The sequence below is a fragment of the Amycolatopsis thermophila genome (assembly GCF_030814215.1).
Taxonomy (GTDB): Bacteria; Actinomycetota; Actinomycetes; order Mycobacteriales; family Pseudonocardiaceae; genus Amycolatopsis_E; species Amycolatopsis_E thermophila.
Map to the genome: position 1 here is coordinate 4,931,953 of NZ_JAUSUT010000001.1, position 18,523 is coordinate 4,950,475.

At 71.8% G+C, this 18,523-nt stretch carries 16 protein-coding genes; 11 read left to right on the forward strand and 5 right to left on the reverse strand.

The window, feature by feature from the left end:
• Window positions 1–24 precede the first annotated feature (24 nt).
• Window positions 25–1,635: a polyprenol phosphomannose-dependent alpha 1,6 mannosyltransferase MptB gene (gene mptB, locus FB470_RS24180; RefSeq protein WP_306999464.1), complete on the reverse strand. Its 1,611-nt coding sequence runs from the start codon at window positions 1,633–1,635 to the stop codon at window positions 25–27.
• A 326-nt stretch (window positions 1,636–1,961) separates the two neighbouring features.
• On the opposite strand from mptB, the gene FB470_RS24185 reads away from it, so the two are divergent.
• The 7 genes from FB470_RS24185 to FB470_RS24215 are packed head-to-tail and all read left to right on the forward strand — an operon-like array spanning window position 1,962 to window position 8,368.
• Window positions 1,962–2,780: a helix-turn-helix transcriptional regulator gene (locus tag FB470_RS24185; protein ID WP_370876546.1), complete on the forward strand. Its 819-nt coding sequence runs from the start codon at window positions 1,962–1,964 to the stop codon at window positions 2,778–2,780.
• Window positions 2,777–4,225 carry a Fe-S cluster assembly protein SufB gene (gene sufB / locus FB470_RS24190; protein ID WP_306995095.1) on the forward strand — a complete coding sequence of 483 codons (1,449 nt, stop codon included), beginning with the start codon at window positions 2,777–2,779 and terminating at the stop codon, window positions 4,223–4,225. Before FB470_RS24185 ends, sufB begins: the two co-directional genes overlap by 4 nt.
• A gap of 1 nt (window position 4,226) precedes the next feature.
• Window positions 4,227–5,390 carry a Fe-S cluster assembly protein SufD gene (sufD, locus tag FB470_RS24195; RefSeq protein ID WP_306995097.1) on the forward strand — a complete coding sequence of 388 codons (1,164 nt, stop codon included), beginning with the start codon at window positions 4,227–4,229 and terminating at the stop codon, window positions 5,388–5,390.
• A gap of 41 nt (window positions 5,391–5,431) precedes the next feature.
• The gene (sufC, locus tag FB470_RS24200) at window positions 5,432–6,202 is read left to right on the forward strand and encodes a Fe-S cluster assembly ATPase SufC (protein WP_306995099.1); all 771 of its coding nucleotides are present in this window, start codon (window positions 5,432–5,434) and stop codon (window positions 6,200–6,202) included.
• Window positions 6,203–6,248: 46 nt separating this feature from the next.
• Window positions 6,249–7,535, forward strand: coding sequence for a cysteine desulfurase (locus FB470_RS24205; protein WP_306995101.1), 1,287 nt, complete (start codon window positions 6,249–6,251; stop codon window positions 7,533–7,535).
• Window positions 7,536–7,979: a Fe-S cluster assembly sulfur transfer protein SufU gene (sufU, locus tag FB470_RS24210; protein WP_306995103.1), complete on the forward strand. Its 444-nt coding sequence runs from the start codon at window positions 7,536–7,538 to the stop codon at window positions 7,977–7,979.
• On the forward strand, window positions 7,976–8,368 hold the full coding sequence (locus FB470_RS24215) for a metal-sulfur cluster assembly factor (protein WP_306995104.1): 393 nt from the start codon (window positions 7,976–7,978) through the stop codon (window positions 8,366–8,368). The genes sufU and FB470_RS24215 overlap by 4 nt, the downstream gene beginning before the upstream one ends.
• Here FB470_RS24215 and FB470_RS24220 read toward each other — a convergent pair.
• Both FB470_RS24220 and FB470_RS24225 read right to left on the reverse strand, forming a co-directional pair.
• The gene (locus FB470_RS24220; RefSeq protein ID WP_306995106.1) at window positions 8,365–8,841 is read right to left on the reverse strand and encodes a hypothetical protein; all 477 of its coding nucleotides are present in this window, start codon (window positions 8,839–8,841) and stop codon (window positions 8,365–8,367) included. The genes FB470_RS24215 and FB470_RS24220 overlap by 4 nt on opposite strands.
• Window positions 8,842–8,889: 48 nt before the next feature.
• Window positions 8,890–10,605 carry an EAL domain-containing protein gene (locus FB470_RS24225; protein ID WP_306995108.1) on the reverse strand — a complete coding sequence of 572 codons (1,716 nt, stop codon included), beginning with the start codon at window positions 10,603–10,605 and terminating at the stop codon, window positions 8,890–8,892.
• Between the two features lie 110 nt (window positions 10,606–10,715).
• Here FB470_RS24225 and FB470_RS24230 point away from each other — a divergent pair, with 110 nt between their 5' ends.
• The 3 genes from FB470_RS24230 (at window position 10,716) to FB470_RS24240 (ending at window position 14,449) form a co-directional block, all read left to right on the forward strand.
• Complete coding sequence (locus FB470_RS24230; protein WP_370876549.1) at window positions 10,716–12,278, forward strand: deoxyguanosinetriphosphate triphosphohydrolase family protein; 1,563 nt, start codon at window positions 10,716–10,718, stop codon at window positions 12,276–12,278.
• Between the two features lie 154 nt (window positions 12,279–12,432).
• Window positions 12,433–14,061: an ABC-F family ATP-binding cassette domain-containing protein gene (locus FB470_RS24235; RefSeq protein WP_306995112.1), complete on the forward strand. Its 1,629-nt coding sequence runs from the start codon at window positions 12,433–12,435 to the stop codon at window positions 14,059–14,061.
• Window positions 14,062–14,239: 178 nt separating this feature from the next.
• The gene (locus tag FB470_RS24240) at window positions 14,240–14,449 is read left to right on the forward strand and encodes a helix-turn-helix domain-containing protein (protein ID WP_017982988.1); all 210 of its coding nucleotides are present in this window, start codon (window positions 14,240–14,242) and stop codon (window positions 14,447–14,449) included.
• On the opposite strand, the gene FB470_RS24245 is transcribed toward FB470_RS24240, so the two are convergent.
• Window positions 14,436–15,695: a glycosyltransferase 87 family protein gene (locus FB470_RS24245; RefSeq protein WP_306999469.1), complete on the reverse strand. Its 1,260-nt coding sequence runs from the start codon at window positions 15,693–15,695 to the stop codon at window positions 14,436–14,438. The genes FB470_RS24240 and FB470_RS24245 overlap by 14 nt on opposite strands.
• Window positions 15,696–15,916: 221 nt before the next feature.
• Between FB470_RS24245 and FB470_RS24250 the strand changes: the two genes are divergently transcribed.
• Window positions 15,917–17,782 carry an ABC transporter ATP-binding protein gene (locus FB470_RS24250; RefSeq protein ID WP_306995114.1) on the forward strand — a complete coding sequence of 622 codons (1,866 nt, stop codon included), beginning with the start codon at window positions 15,917–15,919 and terminating at the stop codon, window positions 17,780–17,782.
• On the opposite strand, the gene FB470_RS24255 is transcribed toward FB470_RS24250, so the two are convergent.
• Window positions 17,779–18,492, reverse strand: coding sequence for a sugar isomerase domain-containing protein (locus FB470_RS24255; RefSeq protein WP_306995115.1), 714 nt, complete (start codon window positions 18,490–18,492; stop codon window positions 17,779–17,781). The two genes, FB470_RS24250 and FB470_RS24255, sit on opposite strands and share 4 nt — an antisense overlap.
• Window positions 18,493–18,523 lie beyond the last annotated feature (31 nt).

Genomic DNA, 18,523 nt, shown 5'->3' on the forward strand with positions numbered 1-18,523 from the left:
GACTGTCAAGCGTACGACTTCCGTTCAGGCGACCGGCTGCGGATCCCTCTTCAGCAGAAGAGGTGCCCTGCGCCACACGACCAGCACCGCGACGGCGACGACGACCAGGGCCGCCAGGTAGGCCTGCGGCACGACGAAGGAGCGGCCGTCGAAGGTGCTGCCCGGCGGCGCGGCGAGGAACGCGAGCGCGACGCTGGCGACGGTGGCGGCGTGGCGGAAGCGGGAGGTGCCCGCGGCGGCGGCGAGCGGGATGACCGCCCACAGCAGCCACCACGGCTGCATCGCCACGTGCAGCATCATGAAGGCGCCGAGGGACACGCCGAGGCCGATGATGGGGCGGTAGCGCCAGCGGAAGCTGTCCCACAGGAACTTGACGGTGATGAGCCCGGCCAGCGCGGTGCCGGCCAGCTGCAGGATCGACACGAGCGCGTCGGTGTGGTTGCCCAGCCCGAGCGCGATGCCCAGCACGCCGCCGATGTTGGCCAGTTCCGCGGTGGGGGAGATCCAGCTGCGCACCAGGCCCGGGGTGCCCAGGGCGCCGACCCAGCCGAAGCCGAGGCCGGTGCCCAGGCACACGGCGACCATGACGACGGCGAACACGCCGGTGACGATGGCCGCGGCGCGCAGCAGGTCGCTGATGCGGCCGTGCCAGCGGCGGGCGACCATGACGCCGAAGAAGCCCAGCGCGATGATGGCGTTGATCTTCACGGCCGCGCCGAGCGTGATGACCGCCGCGCCGAGGACGATGAAGAGGAGCTCGCCGCGCGCCAGCGGCGGCACGGTGTCGCCGGCCACGCGGACCGGCAGCCGCCGGATGCCCAGTTCCAGGCCGGCGACCATGAGGCCGATGCCCAGTGCTTCGTTGTGCGCGCCGGCGACGAGGTGGAACAGGACGAGCGGGTTGGCGGCGCCCAGCCACAGCGCGGTGGCCGGTTCGACCCCGAAGCGCTGCGCGAGGCGCGGCAGGGCCCAGATGATCAGCGCGACGCCCGCCAGCGCGAGGGCCCGCTGCAGGAGCACGCCGGCGACGATGTTGTCGCCCGTGACCGCCGAGATCCAGCTGCCGAGCTTGAGGAAGAGCGGGCCGTAGGGGGCCGGGGTTTCGCGCCACATGTTGGAGACGCCGCTGGTGAGCGGGTCGGCCACGCCCAGTGCCTGCGCCGGGCCCAGTGAGTAGGGGTCCATGCCGCGGTGGACGATCTCGCTCTGCGCCAGGTAGCTGTAGACGTCGCGGCTGAACAGCGGCGGGATGAACATCAGCGGCACGAGCCACATGACGAGGGTGCGGGTCAGCTGGGCCCGCGTGGCGAGCCGCGCGCGGCCCGGCCGGGCGAACCGGCCGAGCAGCAGCCACCCGACGACGAGCATGCCCATCCCGGCGAAGCAGATGGCCAGGGAGACCGTCGGGATGCGGGCGAACAGGCGCAGCACGGGGATGTCCTGGACCGGGTTGAGCACGGGGGCGGCCCCGGCGCCCAGCGAGCCCAGCGCGAGGAGCAGCGCGCCGACCGTCCCCAGGCGGCGGATGACGTCGAGTGCGCGCAGTTCGCGCCGTTCCAGCGGCCCGGCCTGGGGAGGCCGCACCGGGGACAGCGGTACCGCCACCGCACCGCCACCGGTGCCCTGCTCGCCCAATGCCACACAGAGAGGGTATCGGCGCCGCAAAGGGGCCCGGAGCAGGGCGGCGGGGTGGTGCCCGGGCGGGATGAGGTGGCGGGTTCGGACCGTCCGTCCGGCGGTTCCCCGAACGGCCACCCGCGGGCCCGTCCCGGCCACCAGCGGCCGCCAGCACCACCCGCAGGTGAAGCCGCACCCGCCTGGCCGCCCCGACACGCCGTTCCGATCTCCGCTACCGCCACCACCGCAGGTCCCGCGGCGAAAAGCCGCTGCGGCCGTGACTCCGATCACCCAATCGCGCCCGGGTCTTTGCCACCCGGCCCGAAATACGACACACTTATGTTGTGAAAAACAGCGGAGCCACCCAGCACCAGGCCGGCGCGAGCCGTCCGGGCGCTGTGGCGTCCGTCCGGCCCGCCCCGGCCCAGGCCGCGCCGAGCGCACCAGCCCCGGTGCCCACCCAGGCCACCCCGGAAGGACGCACCCGCCACGAGGTCGCCCGCCTCCTGCTGGAGGACGGGCCCATGACGGCGGGCGTCGTCGCGGAGCGGCTGGGCATCAGCCCGACCGCGGTGCGGCGCCACCTGGACGCCCTGCTGGCCGACGGGGAGGCCGAGACCCGGGACGCGCCCCGGCGCGGTCCGCGCGGGCGGGGTCGCCCGGCCAAGCTCTTCCTGCTCACCGAGACGGGCCGGGCGCGGTTCGGGCACGCCTACGACGACCTGGCGGTCTCCGCGATCCGCTTCCTCGCCGAGCACGCGGGCGAGGACGCGGTGCGGGCGTTCGCGGAGCGGCGGGTGGCCGCCCTGGTCGAGCCGCACCGGGCCGCGGTCAACGCCGCGGACAGCCCCACCCACCGGGCGGAGGCCCTCGCGGCCGCCCTGACCAGGGAAGGCTACGCTGCGTCCACCCGCCAGGTGGGCGCTTCGGCCACCGGTGCCGGCGCGCAACTGTGCCAGCACCACTGCCCGGTCGCCCACGTCGCCGCTGAGTTCCCGCAGCTGTGCGAGGCGGAAACCGAGGCATTCGCCAGGTTGCTGGGCACCCACGTCCAGCGGCTGGCCACCATCGCGCGCGGTGACGCCGCGTGCACGACACACGTCCCTGCGGAGAATCCGCCGGGTCTGCAAGCGAAAGCTCCGGACGGAGGGAAACGCGAATGACTGCCGCTGCCGAGCAGCGCAATCCCACCACCACGCCGCTGTCCCAGGAAGAGACCATCGAGTCCCTGGGCAACTACGCGTTCGGGTGGGCCGACCCCGACGCCGCGGGGGCCAGCGCCCGCCGCGGGCTGAACGCCGAGGTCGTGGCTGACATCTCCGCGAAGAAGAGCGAGCCGGAGTGGATGCTCGAGGCGCGCCAGAAGGCGCTGAAGCTGTTCGAGCGCAAGCCCATGCCCAACTGGGGCGCGGACCTGTCGGGGATCGACTTCGACAACATCAAGTACTTCGTGCGCTCCACCGAGCAGCAGGCCGCCAGCTGGGACGAGCTGCCCGAGGACATCAAGAACACCTACGACAAGCTGGGCATCCCGGAGGCGGAGAAGCAGCGCCTGATCGCCGGCGTCGCGGCCCAGTACGAGTCGGAGGTCGTCTACCACAAGATCCGCGAGGACCTGGAGTCCCAGGGCGTCATCTTCCTGGACACCGACACCGGCCTCAAGGAGCACCCGGAGCTGTTCCAGGAGTACTTCGGCTCGGTCATCCCGGCCGGTGACAACAAGTTCTCCGCGCTGAACACGGCCGTGTGGTCCGGTGGGTCGTTCATCTACGTGCCGCCGGGCGTGCACGTCGACATCCCGCTGCAGGCCTACTTCCGGATCAACACCGAGAACATGGGCCAGTTCGAGCGGACCCTGATCATCGTCGACGAAGGTGCGTACGTCCATTACGTCGAAGGCTGCACCGCGCCGATCTACAAGTCCGACTCGCTGCACTCGGCCGTCGTCGAGATCATCGTGAAGAAGGGCGGCCGCTGCCGCTACACGACGATCCAGAACTGGTCGAACAACGTCTACAACCTGGTCACCAAGCGCGCCAAGTGCGAAGAGGGCGCGACCATGGAGTGGATCGACGGCAACATCGGCTCCAAGGTGACGATGAAGTACCCGTCGGTCTTCCTGATGGGTGAGCACGCCAAGGGCGAGGTCCTGTCGATCGCGTTCGCGGGCGAGGGCCAGCACCAGGACGCCGGCGCGAAGATGGAGCACCTGGCGCCGCACACCTCCTCGACCATCGTGTCGAAGTCGGTGGCGCGCGGCGGTGGCCGCACCTCCTACCGCGGGCTGGTGAAGGTGGCCAAGCGGGCGCACCACTCCGCCTCGACCGTGAAGTGCGACGCGCTGCTGGTCGACACCATCTCCCGCTCCGACACCTACCCCTACGTCGACATCCGCAACGACGAGGTGTCGATGGGCCACGAGGCCACGGTGTCGAAGGTCTCCGAGGACCAGCTGTTCTACCTGATGTCGCGCGGTCTCACCGAGGACGAGGCCATGGCCATGGTCGTGCGCGGGTTCGTCGAGCCCATCGCGCGCGAGCTGCCCATGGAGTACGCGCTCGAGCTGAACCGCCTGATCGAACTGCAGATGGAAGGAGCCGTCGGCTGACATGACGGTCGCTGAGAACACCGCTGCGGCCGCGGAGGCGGTCGTCCCGGCGGCCTCCCGCGCGGAGCGCTTCACCGGGTACGACGTCGAGGCCTTCGAGGTCCCCAGCGGCCGCGAGGAGAACTGGCGTTTCACCCCGATGAAGCGACTGCGCGGGCTGCACGACGGCACCGCCACGGCCTCCGGTGAGGTCAAGGTCGACGTCGACGCCGCCGCCGAGGTGCGCGTCGAGACCGTCGGCCGCGAGGACGAGCGCCTCGGCCAGGCCGGCGTGCCCAGCGACCGCATCGCGGCGCAGGCCTACACCTCGTTCGCCGCGGCGACCGTGGTCACCCTGCCGAAGGAGACCCGCGCGTCGAAGCCGACCGTGCTGCGGCTGACCGGTCCGGGCGAGGGCAACACCGCGTTCGGGCACGTGCAGGTGCGCGCCGAGGCCTACGCCGAGGGCGTGGTCGTGCTCGACCACCTCGGCTCCGGCACCTACGCCGACAACGTCGAGTTCGTCGTCGGCGAGGGCGCGAAGCTCACCGTGGTCAGCGTCCAGGACTGGGCCGACGACGCGGTGCACGTCTCCGAGCAGCACATCAAGCTGGGCAAGGACGCCACGATCAAGCACATCGTGGTCACCCTCGGCGGCGACCTGGTGCGCGTCTCGCCCACCGCGACCTTCGCGGACAAGGGCGGCGACGTGGAGATGCTGGGCCTGTACTTCGCCGACGCCGGCCAGCACCAGGAACACCGCCTGTTCGTCGACCACGCGGTCCCGAACTGCAAGTCCAACGTGATGTACAAGGGTGCGCTGCAGGGCGACGACGCGCACGCGGTGTGGATCGGTGACGTGCTGATCCGGGCCGCGGCCGAGGGCACCGAGACCTACGAGCTCAACCGCAACCTGGTGCTCACCACGGGTGCGCGCGCCGACTCGGTGCCGAACCTGGAGATCGAGACCGGTGAGATCACCGGTGCCGGCCACGCGAGCGCCACGGGAAGGTTCGACGACGAGCAGTTGTTCTACCTGCAGTCGCGCGGGATCGAGGAGGAGCAGGCGCGGCGCCTGGTCGTCCGGGGTTTCTTCCACGAGATCCTGATGAAGATCGACGTTCCCGAGGTCCGCGAGCGCCTGGCCGAGGCGATCGAGGCCGAGCTCGAAGCCGTCGCCGGCTGAGCCCCCTACTTCCACCACGAGAGACAGAGACGAACGAGGCCATGGCCACACTGGAAATCAAGGATCTGCACGCCGCCGTCACCACCGACGAGGGCGCGAAAGAGATCCTCAAGGGCGTCAACCTGACCATCCGCTCGGGCGAGACCCACGCCATCATGGGCCCGAACGGCTCGGGCAAGTCCACCCTGTCCTACGCGATCGCCGGTCACCCCAAGTACGAGGTGACCTCCGGCGAGGTGCTGCTGGACGGCGAGAACGTCCTCGAGATGTCGGTCGATGAGCGGGCGCGCGCCGGGCTGTTCCTGGCGATGCAGTACCCCGTCGAGGTGCCGGGCGTGTCCATGTCCAACTTCCTCCGGACCGCCGCCACCGCCGTGCGCGGCGAGGCGCCGAAGCTGCGCCACTGGGTCAAGGAGGTCAAGGACGAGATGGCCAAGCTGGAGATCTCGCCCGAGTTCGCCGAGCGCAGCGTCAACGAGGGCTTCTCCGGCGGTGAGAAGAAGCGCCACGAGATCCTGCAGCTGGCGCTGCTCAAGCCGAAGATCGCGATCCTCGACGAGACCGACTCCGGCCTGGACGTCGACGCGCTGCGGATCGTCTCCGAGGGCGTCAACGAGTACAAGGCCAACAACGAGGTCGGCGTCATGCTGATCACGCACTACACGCGGATCCTGCGGCACATCACGCCGGACTTCGTGCACGTCTTCGCCGACGGCCGGATCGTCGAGTCCGGCGGCAAGGCGCTGGCCGACGAGCTGGAGGAGAGCGGCTACGTCAAGTACACCGGCAGCAAGGAAGCGGCCGCGGTCTGACGTCCCCCGTTCCCGAACCGACACGCCGAGAGAGGAGTTGGCGCGCATGACCACCACAGCCGCGGCCAACCTGCCTTTGGACGTCGCTGCCCTGCGCGCCGACTTCCCCATCCTGTCGCGCACGGTGCGCGACGGGAAACCCTTGGTGTACCTGGACTCCGGCGCGACCTCGCAGCGGCCCACACAGGTGCTCGACGCCGAGCGCCGGTTCCTGGAGACCTCCAACGCGGCGGTGCACCGCGGCGCGCACCAGCTCGCCGAGGAGGCCACCGACGCCTACGAGTACGCCCGTGCCCGCACGGCCGAGTTCACCGGCGCGGACCCGGGCGAGCTGGTGTTCACCAAGAACGCCACCGAGGGCATCAACCTCGTCGCGTACGCGATGAGCAACGCGGCCACCGCCGGTCCCGAGGCCGACCGGTTCCGCGTCGGTCCCGGCGACGAGATCGTGATCACCGCGATGGAGCACCACGCGAACCTGGTGCCCTGGCAGCAGCTGTGCCAGCGCACCGGCGCGACGCTGCGGTGGTTCGACCTGACCGACACGTTCCGGCTGGACCTGTCCAACCTGGACGAGCTGGTCACCGAGCGCACGAAGATCGTCGCGTTCGCGCACCAGTCCAACGTGCTCGGCACGATCAACCCGGTCGCGCCGATCGTGCGGCGCGCGCGGGAGGTCGGCGCGCTGACGCTGCTCGACGCGTGCCAGTCGGTGCCGCACTTCCCGGTCGACTTCCACGCCCTCGGCGTGGACTTCGCGGTGTTCTCCGGGCACAAGATGCTGGCACCGTCCGGCATCGGCGTGCTCTACGGCCGCCGCGAGCTGCTCGAGGCGATGCCGCCGTTCCTCACCGGCGGGTCGATGATCGAGCTGGTCACGATGGAGCGCACCACGTTCGCGCCGCCGCCGCAGAAGTTCGAGGCCGGCGTGCCGATGACGTCGCAGGCCGTCGGGCTCGGTGCCGCCGTGGACTACCTGTCCGCGATCGGCATGGAACGCGTCGCCGCGCACGAGCACACGCTCGTCGAGGCCGCGCTGGCCGGCATCGCCGAGATCCCGGGTGTCCGGCTGATCGGACCGGGCGACACCGCCGACCGCGGCGCGACCGTCGCGTTCGTCGTCGACGGCGTGCACCCGCACGACGCCGGGCAGGTGCTGGACAGCCTGGGCATCGCCGTGCGCGTGGGACACCACTGCGCGTGGCCGCTGCACCGGGTGTGCCAGGTGCCCGCCACCGTGCGGGCGACGTTCTACCTGTACAACGATCTGTCCGAAGTGGACGCCCTGCTCACGGGTATCCGCGAGGCGCAGAAGTTCTTCGGGGTGGCGTAGGTGAACCTGGAGAGCATGTACCAGGAGATCATCCTGGACCACTACAAGAACCCGCACGGCCACGGCCTGCGGGAGCCCTTCGACGCGGAGTCGTTCCAGGTCAACCCGACCTGCGGCGACGAGATCACCCTGCGCCTGAAGGTGGAGGGCGACAAGGTCGCCGACGTCTCCTACGAGGGGCAGGGCTGCTCGATCAGCCAGGCGTCCGCCTCGGTGCTGACCGATCTGGTGACCGGTCACACCGTGTCGGAGGCGCTGTCCACGATGGACAGCTTCGTGGAGATGATGCAGAGCCGCGGCCAGATCGAGCCGGACGAGGACGTGCTCGAGGACGCGGTCGCCTTCGCCGGGGTGTCGAAGTACCCGGCGCGGGTGAAGTGCGCCCTGCTGGGCTGGATGGCGTTCAAGGATGCGCTGACCCGCACGAACGGAGCCGAGAAGTGACCGAGGAGCAGACGCGCGAGGGCCGCACCGCGGCGGACCTGCCCGAGCAGGCGCAGCCGCCGGCCGCGGACGTGGCCAAGATCGAGGACATCGAAGAGGCCATGCGGGACGTCGTGGACCCCGAGCTCGGCATCAACGTGGTCGACCTCGGGCTCGTCTACGACATCCGGGTGGAGCCGGACAACACGGCCACCCTGGACATGACGCTGACGTCGGCGGCCTGCCCGCTGACCGACGTGATCGAGGACCAGACGGCGTCGGTGCTGGTCGGCCAGGCCGGTGTGGTGAAGGACTTCCGGATCAACTGGGTCTGGATGCCGCCGTGGGGCCCGGAGAAGATCACCGACGACGGCCGGGAGCAACTCCGGGCGCTCGGGTTCACCGTCTAGATCCCCAGCTGTACCTGCGGAACACCGCCGCCGCACTCGGGCCCGTTCGGGTGGACGAGTCGCGCGGCGGTGTTCTGCGTTGTGCGGCCCAGTTCGGTGCCGCGCGCGTCGGTGAGCACGACGGTGATGTCGTACGGGCCTTCCCGCAGGTCCGCGACGTCGATGAAGCCGAACCAGCCGCCGGTGTGGCGGACGCGCGCCGAGCACGCGTCGTCCGGTGCGGTGCCGGTGCAGCCCTGGGGATCGGCCGCGGTCGCCGGGCGCAGCTCGGGGTGCCAGGTCCGGCATTCGCCGCCACGGCAGAGCGTCACCGCCGCGCCCGCCACGTCCTGGCCCGGGCGGGGAGCGATGTCCACGCGCACACCGGGCATCGCCCCGATGAGCGTGCAGGCGTGGTCGCCCGCCGCGCCCCCGGACGGGCCGCATCCCGCCAGGGTCACCAGCCCGAGCGCCACCACCGGCACGATTCGCACGCTCTCCAGACGGACCGCGACGCCCGCCGGTTGCCTGCGGATGACGACCTATACGGCGCGGCTGAGGCCGACCGGCCCCCGCGGCCGGTCCCGCTGCTCCGGTAACGCGTGCCGCGACCGGCCACGCAGCACCTCGATCCGCTCGGAGCCCGGGCGGCCCAGGACCCAGCTGGATCCGGGCACCGACTTGGCCTGCTTCTTCAGCGGCGCCAGCAGCCGGGACGCCTCGCGGTAGGACTCGATCGTCGCCGTCGCACAGACCAGCGTCGCCAGCGAGACCGTCACCGGCATGCCGTCGGCCGACCACGGGGTGTCCAGCAGCGCACCGGCGATCGTGCCGATCTCGTCGACGTCGCAGGCGATCAGGAAGTCGTCCCCGCCGACGTGGCTCACCACCATCTTCGGCAGGCGTGAGGCGAGGTCGGTCAGGGTGCGGCCGATGGCGCGGATCAGGTCGTCGCCCGCGGCGAACCCGGCGTTGTCGTTGACCGCCTTGAACGAGTCGACGTCGAGCCACGCGGCGACGAACCCCTCCCGGCTGCCGATGCGCCGGTCCACGTCCCGCGCCACGGTGTCGCTGCCGGGCAGGCGGGTCAGCGGGTTCAGCGACGCCGCCTCCTCGACCTTGGCCTCGGCCACGCCGCGCACCACCTCGGTCACCAGCACGACGCCGAGGCAGCGGCCGTCGTCGTCCACCACCACGACGTCGTCGCCGGTACGGCCCCAGTCCGCGTCGGTCACCAGCTCCAGGAGTTCCAGCGCCTGGGCGTCGGCGTGGATGGTGTGCGGGGTGTCGGCGAGCCGTTCGGCGCTGCGCTTGGCGTGCAGCGCGTGCCCGTACGGTCCGGTGACCGACACCAGGAACCGCGTCCGGTCGATCGACCACCGGGGGAAGCCGTCGGGGTCGACGCCGACGATGCCGCTCGGCGCGTCGCCCGCCGCGAGCGCGGTCCGCACGTCGTCGCAGGTCGCGTCGTGCGGCAGGGTGCTGGCCGGGCGGAGGAAGTCGCGCACCCGCGGCGTGCTGAGCGGGCCCGGCGTCAGCCGCTCCTGCGGGTCCGGGATGGCCGGGGTGAGCAGGTGGCCGAGGTTGACGCCGTCGCGGGCGGGGGCGAACAGGTTGCCCTGGGCGATGCGGACCCCCAGGCGCCGCGCCGCCGCCAGCTGCGCCTCGGTCTCGATCCCGGTGGCGACCACGCGCGCGTTCGTCCGGCCCGCGAAGTGCAGCAGGGACTCCACGACCGCGACCGAGCCCGCGTCGCCCGGCAGCCCGCGCAGCACGCTGCGGTCGAGTTTCAGCACGTCCACCGGCGCCGCCGCGAGCGTCGCGAACGGCAGGTCGCCGCGGCCGAGGCCGTCGAACGCGAGCCGGAAGCCGAGCTCGCCGAGCCGCGTCAGCCCGGCGAGCAGCTGCTCCGGCCACACCGAGCAGAACGGCGGGTTGACCTCGAGCACGACCTCGCGCGGGCGCCGTCCCACGCGGGCGAGGGTGTCGAGCAGGTGGTCCACGGCCGGCCCGACGGCTGCCGCCGTCGCCGCGGTGATGTTCAGGTGCAGCGGCAGCAGCGTCTGCTGCTGGGCTTCGGCGCGGGCGGCTTCACCGGCGAGCGCGATGTCCGTCTCGACCAGGCGCCGGTCGCGGCGGGCGGCGTCGAGCACCTCGTGCACGGACCCCTCGGCGGGCCGGGCCAGCGCTTCGAGCGCGACCATACCGCCGGTGTGCAGGCTGTAGAGCGGCTGGAAGACGAACCGGACTGGGTGCACGGACCGATCTTCGCTGGTGACGCACCTGTTGTGAAAGAGATGTTCGCTGATGTTCACCTCGGCGGCGCCCACCGTACTCCCACGCCCGTGCGGGCCGGACGGATACGGTGATGCGCATGGAACCCGACCCGCGGACGCTCCGCCGGCAGAACGCCAAGGAACCGGCCTGGTCCGACCTGGCCGACAACCCCTTCCGGGCCGACCGGGACCGGATCGTGGTGTCCCCGTTCTTCGCGCGGCTCGGCGGTGTGACGCAGGTGGTCAGCGCCGCCGGGTCCGGCCTGCTGCACAACCGGCTCACCCACAGCCTCAAGGTCGCCCAGGTCGCGCGGGCGATCTCGCAGCGGCTGCTGTCCTCGGTGGACTCGGCCGAGCTGATCGCCAAGCTCGGCGGGCTCGACCCGGACGTCGCCGAGGCCGCCGCGCTGGCCCACGACCTGGGCCACCCGCCGTTCGGGCACTTGGGGGAGCAGGTCCTGGACCGCATCGCGCGGCACCGGTTCTCGCTGCCCGACGGTTTCGAGGGCAACGCGCAGACGTTCCGGATCATCACCACGACCGACGTGCGCGGGCCCGCCGCCGTCGGGCTGGACCTGACCGCGGCCGTGCGCGCGGCGGTGCTGAAGTACCCGTGGGCGCGGCTGCACTGGCCCGACCCGCACCCGGCCGCGATGCGCATCCCGCCGCGGGGCGCGGCCGAGCCGGACGAAGCGCCCGGCACCGGGTCGAGCAAGTTCTCCGCCTACTGCACCGAGCTGGACGACGTCGTCGAGGCCCGCCGGTCGTTCTCCGGGCGGATCGAGCCGTGGCAGCAGACCGTCGAGGCGTCGGTGATGGACACCGCCGACGACCTGGCGTACGCGATCCACGACATCCAGGACTTCCACCGGATCGGGGTCCTGCAGCACGCGCCGGTGGCCGCCGAACTGGGCGAGTGGCTGGACCAGGCGCTCGAACTGGCCGCGCTCGACAACGCGACACTGGCCGCCCAGGACCGCCGGCCCGGCCGGTCGCTGGAGCAGCTACGCCGCCGCATGCACGCCAAGGACGCGTGGATCGTCGACGACGACGCCTTCGCCCACGCGGTGTCCCGCATCCGGAACGAGCTGGTCGACGGGCTGCTGGCGCACCCGTTCGACGGGTCGATCGAGGCCGAGCAGGCCACGGCGGCGTTCTCCGCGCGCTGGACGCACCGGCTCGTCGACGGCGTGATCGTGCTGCCGTCGCCGTCCACCCGGGCCGGGCACGTGTCGCTGCGGACCGCCCAGTGGCACGAGGTGCAGGTGCTGAAGTTCGTGCACCGGCGGTTCGTGCTGCTGCGCCCGGAGCTGGCCCTGCACCAGCGAGGGCAGGCCTCGCTGCTGACGACCCTGGTCGACGCGCTCGACGCGTGGCTGGGGGACCGCGACGAGGCCTCCCGCCTGCCGCGGCGACTGCACGACCTGGTGGAGCTGGCGCAGTCCGAGTTCGAAGACCTGGCCCGGACCGCGCCCGAGCTGCTGGTGGGCGCGACCGGTGAGCCGGTGGACGGCGCGGACGCGGTCCGCGGACTGGCCCGCGGCCGCGCGGTGATCGACTTCGTGTCGTCGTTGACGGACAAACAGGCGGTCAGCCTGCTGGACGCCCTGTCCGGGCGGTCGTCACAACCGTGGTCGGACTCGTTCGTGCTCTGACAGCGGCCTCACGCGTGAGTCCGGCCACCGACTGGAAAACCGTTGGACGCTGATCCGTACACTGGAGCCGTGGACGTCCAGTTGGAGTAGCTCCGGGCCCGCCTGACCCAGGCCCGTCGATGCCACCTGTCCACCCCGCTTCCGGGAGTCTCCCTTGATCACGGCCACCGGCCTTGAACTGCGCGCCGGCTCGCGCATTTTGCTGTCCGACACCACCCTGCGCATCCAGCCGGGCGACCGGATCGGCCTCGTCGGCCGCAACGGCGCCGGCAAGACGACCACCCTGAAGGTCCTCGCGGGCGAGGGCGAGCCCTACGCGGGTGAGGTCCGCCGCGGCAGCGAGCTCGGCTACCTGCCGCAGGACCCCCGCGAGGGTGACCTGTCCGTCACGGCCAAGGACCGGGTGCTGTCGGCCCGTGGCCTCGACGCGCTGCTGCGCGACATGGAGAAGGCGCAGACCGCCATGTCCGAGCTGGTCGACGACGCCGAGCGGGACCGGGCGATCCGCAGGTACGGCCGCCTCGAGGAGCGCTTCGCGTCCCTGGGCGGGTACGCGGCCGAGAGCGAAGCGGCCCGCATCTGCGCCAACCTCGGCCTGGCCGACCGCGTCCTCGGCCAGCCCCTGCGCACCCTCTCCGGCGGTCAGCGCCGCCGCGTCGAGCTCGCCCGGATCCTGTTCGCCGCCTCCGACGTGGGCGCCTCCGGCCGCTCGGACACCATCCTGCTGCTCGACGAGCCCACCAACCACCTCGACGCCGACTCGATCAACTGGCTGCGCGGCTTCCTCAAGGGCCACGAGGGCGGCCTGGTCGTGATCAGCCACGACGTCGACCTGCTGGCCGAGGTCGTCAACAAGGTGTGGTTCCTCGACGCCACCCGCGGCGAGCTCGACACGTACAACATGACCTGGAACCGCTACCTCGAGGCGCGCGCGACCGACGAGAAACGCCGCCGCCGCGAGCGGGCCAACGCCGAGAAGAAGGCCGCCGCCCTGCAGGCCCAGGCCGCGAAGCTCGGCGCGAAGGCCACCAAGGCCGTCGCGGCGAAGAACATGGCGCGCCGCGCCGAGCAGATGCTCGCCGGCCTCGACGAGCAGCGCCAGGCGGACAAGGTCGCGCACATCAAGTTCCCGGCGCCGGCGCCCTGCGGGCGCACCCCGCTCACCGCCGACGGACTGTCCAAATCGTACGGATCACTGGAGATCTTCACCGGCGTCGACCTCGCGATCGACCGCGGCACCAAGGTCGTCGTGCTCGGCCTCAACGGCGCGGGCAAGACGACGCTGCTGCGCCTGCTGTGCGGCATGGAAAAGCCGGACACCGGCACTGTCGAAGCCGGCCACGGTCTGCGCCTGGGCTACTACGCACAGGAACACGAGACGCTCGACCACGACGCGAGCGTGTGGGAGAACATCCGCCACCTCGCTCCGGACACCGGCGCGCAGGAACTGCGGAACCTGCTCGGCTCCTTCCTGTTCACCGGCGAACAACTCGACCAGCCCGCCGGCACGCTGTCCGGTGGCGAGAAGACGCGACTCGCGCTCGCGGGCCTGGTTTCCAGTGCCGCCAACGTGTTGCTGCTCGACGAACCGACCAACAACCTCGACCCGGCCAGCCGCGAGCAGGTGCTCAACGCGCTGCGCAGCTACACCGGCGCGGTCGTCCTGGTCACCCACGACCCCGGTGCGGTCGAGGCGCTCGAACCCGAGCGCGTGATCCTGCTGCCGGACGGCACGGAGGACCACTGGTCGGAGGATTACCTGGAACTCGTCCAGTTGGCATGACGTAAACAAAGGCCGGGTTTCCTTAGTTGGACTAGGCAACAACCTGAAATGGCGCAATTTTCCCGCCAATGGGCAGGTTTTTCGCCCGTCGTCTGGCAAATTCGCGGTTCGTGTTCGATCATTGCGTGACGAGGCCCACTGTGGCCTGCCGACGCGATCTGGTGGAAGGCGGAACGACGTGGCTGACCTGAAGAAGGGCGCGCGGATCACCGGCAGCACGCGTGACAAGCTGGCCGCTGACCTGAAGAAGAAATACGAGAAGGGGGCCAGTATTCGGGCTCTCGCGGAGTCGACCGGACGTTCGTACGGTTTCGTGCACCGCGTGCTTTCCGAATCCGGGGTGCAGTTGCGCGGGCGCGGCGGGGCGACGCGCGCTAAGAAGAAGTAGGCCGGGGGGCACCGGCCTCGGCACGACGGAAGCACAACATCGCACCGAGGAGCACGCACGGGTACACCAGGTACCCGAAGCGCGTCGCGGGCGTCAGGAGCGTGAACGCCCCCAGCCCGACAGCGATGCGCCACAACGCGTCCGATCCCGCCACGGGCGGACGCCGCAGCAACCACACCAGGATCGCGGCAGCGGCGCCGGCGAGCAGGACGAACGCGACCACCTTCCCGGCCGGTCCGGTACTGGCGATGAGGTAGCCCGGCAACGGGCTCGCCGCCGGTGAGGTCACCTGGCCCAGGCCGGCCGGGAACCGGATCACGTGCTCCACGAACGCGCGCGGGTCGACCAGCAGCACCGGGATGTTGAGCACCGCGCACGCGGCGACCGCGGTGGCGGCGAAGCGCGCCAGGGCCCGGCGGCCCAGGCGGGCGTACACGAGCACGGCCAGCACCACCGCGGCCGGTGCGACGATGAGCTTCGCGCTGATCACCAGTGCGAGGACGATGCCGCTCGCCACGGGCCGGTCCCGCGCCGCGAGCGCGGCGGCGACCAGCATCAGGCCGACGATCGCCAGGTCCGGACCGGCGACGGCCCAGGTCAGCGCGGTGAGCGGGCACGCCATCGCGAACTGGGCGGCGCGCACCGGAACCCGCGGCGAGCCGGCCAACCGGACCGTGATCCACGCGCAGACGCACGCGGTCAGGACGAACATCAGCCGCGCGTCGGTGAGGGCGTCGGCCACCGGGCTGCCGCCGAACAGGGCGCGCGGCAGCCCGAACACGGCCATCACCGGGCCGTACGGCGTGTAGTCGTTGACCTCGGGCGCCCGCGCCAGCGCCGTGACGTCGACGTACGGGGTGCCGTGGTGCAGCAGAAGGCTCGCCGAGCGCTCGATCACCCACACCTCGGGCTGCGCGCTCCAGGAGAACGGCGTGTCCAGCCAGTCGGTGCCGGTGAGGCGGCGGACCACGAGGATCGCCAGCGGCAGCAGCATCGACAGCGCGCCGATGGCGGCGAGGCCGATCCAGCGCGAGCGGAGCAGGCCGCCGGCCCGGCCCGTCGCCATGAGCCAGCCGGTGTGGGCGGTGGCGAAGCCGTAGCCGAACGCCGCGCAGGTGCCCCAGATGCGGAAGCCGTAGAACTCGTTGGTCAGCGCCAGGACGACGGCGTAGACGGTGCAGGCCAGGTAGAAGGCCAGGTCGACGGTGAGCGGATGGGACGCGAGCAGTGACCGCCACCGGTCCAGCGCGGTGGGGACGGGTGCGCGCACCGCGGTGCGCTCAGCGGTCACCGCGGGCCACCGGGTGGTCTCGCACCGGATTCGTCCCTCCCCATGGTCAAAGGTTACCGAGGACGGAATGGGCGGCAACGTCCGGGAAGCTTTTGGTGTCCCGCCGCGTTGGCCACCTCATCTGGGGCGTAAACCTCAAGTAATATCGAAATTTCTGGGGCGGCACGGAGGTCTACGTGGACAACACCTGGTCATTGATGAGTTCGGCGATGCGCGCGGCCGACGCGCCGAAGGGGCTGGCGCCGGGCACGGTGCGGCGGGTGGCGCGGTTCGCCCGGCCGTACTGGCGCAGCCTGCTGGTCTTCCTGGCGCTGACGGTCGTGTCGGCGGTGATCGCCGTGAGCACGCCGGTGCTGGCGGGCCGGGTGGTGGACACCATCGTCGGCGGCAAGGAGGCCGGGCTGGTCGTCCTGCTGGCGATCGTGGTCGCGGTGCTGGCGATCGCCGACGCCGGGTTCGGGCTCGTCGAGCGCTGGCTGTCCGCCCGCATCGGTGAGGGGCTGATCTACGACCTCCGGCGCGCGGTGTTCGAGCACGTGCAGCGCATGCCGATCGCGTTCTTCACCCGTACCCGCACCGGTGCCCTGGTCAGCCGGTTGAACAACGACGTCATCGGCGCGCAGCGGACCTTCACCGCGACCCTGTCCGGCCTGGTCACCAACGTGATCCAGCTGCTGCTCTCGCTCGCCGTGATGGTGACGCTGTCCTGGCAGGTGACGGTGCTGGCGCTGGTGCTGCTGCCGGTGTTCGTGCTCCCGGCCCGCCGGATGGGCCGCCGGATGGCCGACCTGCAGCGCGAGTCCGCCCAGCTCAACGCCGGGATGACCACGCAGATGACCGAACGGTTCTCCGCGCCGGGCGCGACGCTGGTCAAGCTGTTCGGCCGGCCGCGGCGGGAGGCCGAGGACTTCGGCGCCCGCGCCGGCCGGGTACGTGACATCGGCGTGCGCACGGCGATGCTGACCCGCTGGTTCATGACCAGCCTGACGCTGGTCTCGGCGCTGGCGCAGGCCCTGGTCTACGGCCTGGGCGGCTGGCTGGCGATCCGCGGGCAGCTCGCCCCGGGCACGGTCGTCGCGCTGGCACTGCTGCTGACCAGGCTCTACAGCCCGCTGACGGCGCTGGCCAACGTGCGGGTGGACGTGATGACCGCGCTGGTGTCGTTCGAGCGCGTCTTCGAGGTGCTCGACCTCGACCCGATGATCACCGAGAAGCCCGACCCCCGCACCGTGCCCGCCGGCGGGGTGTCGGTGGAGTTCGACGACGTCCGGTTCGCCTACCCGGCGGCCGACCGCTACTCCCTGGCCTCGCTGGAGGAGGTGTCCACACTGGACACCCGAGGCGGCGAGGAGGTGCTGCACGGGATCAGCTTCCGCGCCGAGCCGGGGCAGATGGTGGCGCTGGTCGGACCGTCCGGCGCGGGCAAGTCGACGATCGCCTCGCTGCTGCCGCGCCTCTACGACGTGGACTCCGGCGCCATCCGCCTGTCCGATGTGGACGTGCGGGAGCTGGGCTTCGCCTCGATCCGCGACACCGTCGGCGTGGTGACGCAGGACGGGCACCTGTTCCACGACACCATCCGGGCCAACCTCGCCTACGCCCGGCCCGGCGCCGGGGAGGACGAGATCTGGGACGCGCTCGAGCGCGCCCGGCTCGCGGAGCTGGTGCGCAGCCTGCCCGACGGGCTGGACACGGTGGTGGGGGAGCGCGGCTACCGGCTCTCCGGCGGCGAACGGCAGCGCCTGACCATCGCCCGGCTGCTGCTGGCCCACCCGCGGGTGATCGTGCTGGACGAGGCGACCGCGCACCTGGACTCCGAGTCCGAGGCCGCGGTCAGCGAGGCCCTGTCGCACGCGCTGGAGGGCCGCACCGCGCTGGTGATCGCCCACCGGTTGTCCACCGTGCGGGCGGCCGACCAGATCCTCGTGGTCGAAGCCGGGCGCATCGTCGAACGCGGCACGCACGAAGAACTGCTCGCCGCCGAGGGCCGCTACGCCGACCTCTACCACACGCAGTTCAGCGAGGAGCCCGCCGCGGCCTAACGCAGAGCGGGCACGCGGGGGCGGTAGTGGTCGAGCAGAGCGGCGTTGGCCGCGTCGCCGCCCTCGACGTTCGAGCTGCGCCACAGCGGCACCTCGACGCCCGCCTCCCGGGCGGCGCGGAAGACGTGCGCCAGGACCTCGTTCCAGAGGTAGACGTTGAGCAGCGACGACAGCGCCACCGTGCGCGGGTCGTCCTCGGGGAAGGCGGCGTCGCCGGGCCGGACGCCGGTGTCGAGCACGACGTCGGCGTGCTCGAGCAGGGTGCTGGGCGAGCGGCGCGGCGCCGCTTCGACGGAGGCCCGCGACGTCACTGCCACCACCGGCGCGCCCGCGGCCCGCGCGGCGGCGGCCAGCTCCACCGGGTAGGGGTTGACGCCCGAGTTGGAGAACACGAACAGCACGTCGTCCCGGCCCGGGGTGCGCGCCGCCAGCACCTCCCCGGCCAGGCCGGACCGGCGCTCGGCGGCCGTGCTGGCCGCGGCCCCGTGCAGCGGCAGCAGGTCCGGGTGGTAGAGCGGGTACACGCACGCCAGGCCGCCCGCGCGGTAGAACGTCTCGGCGACCGAGGCCAGCGAGTGGCCGGCGCCCCCGGTGAACACCAGCGCGTCGGACCGCACCGCGGCCAGCACCAGCCCGGCCACCTGCCGGATCTGCGCGGAGTTGCGCCGGCCCGCCCGCTCCAGGGCGCCGGCGACCAGATCGTTGATCACGACCCCGAGGTTAGGCACCGGACCACCCCGG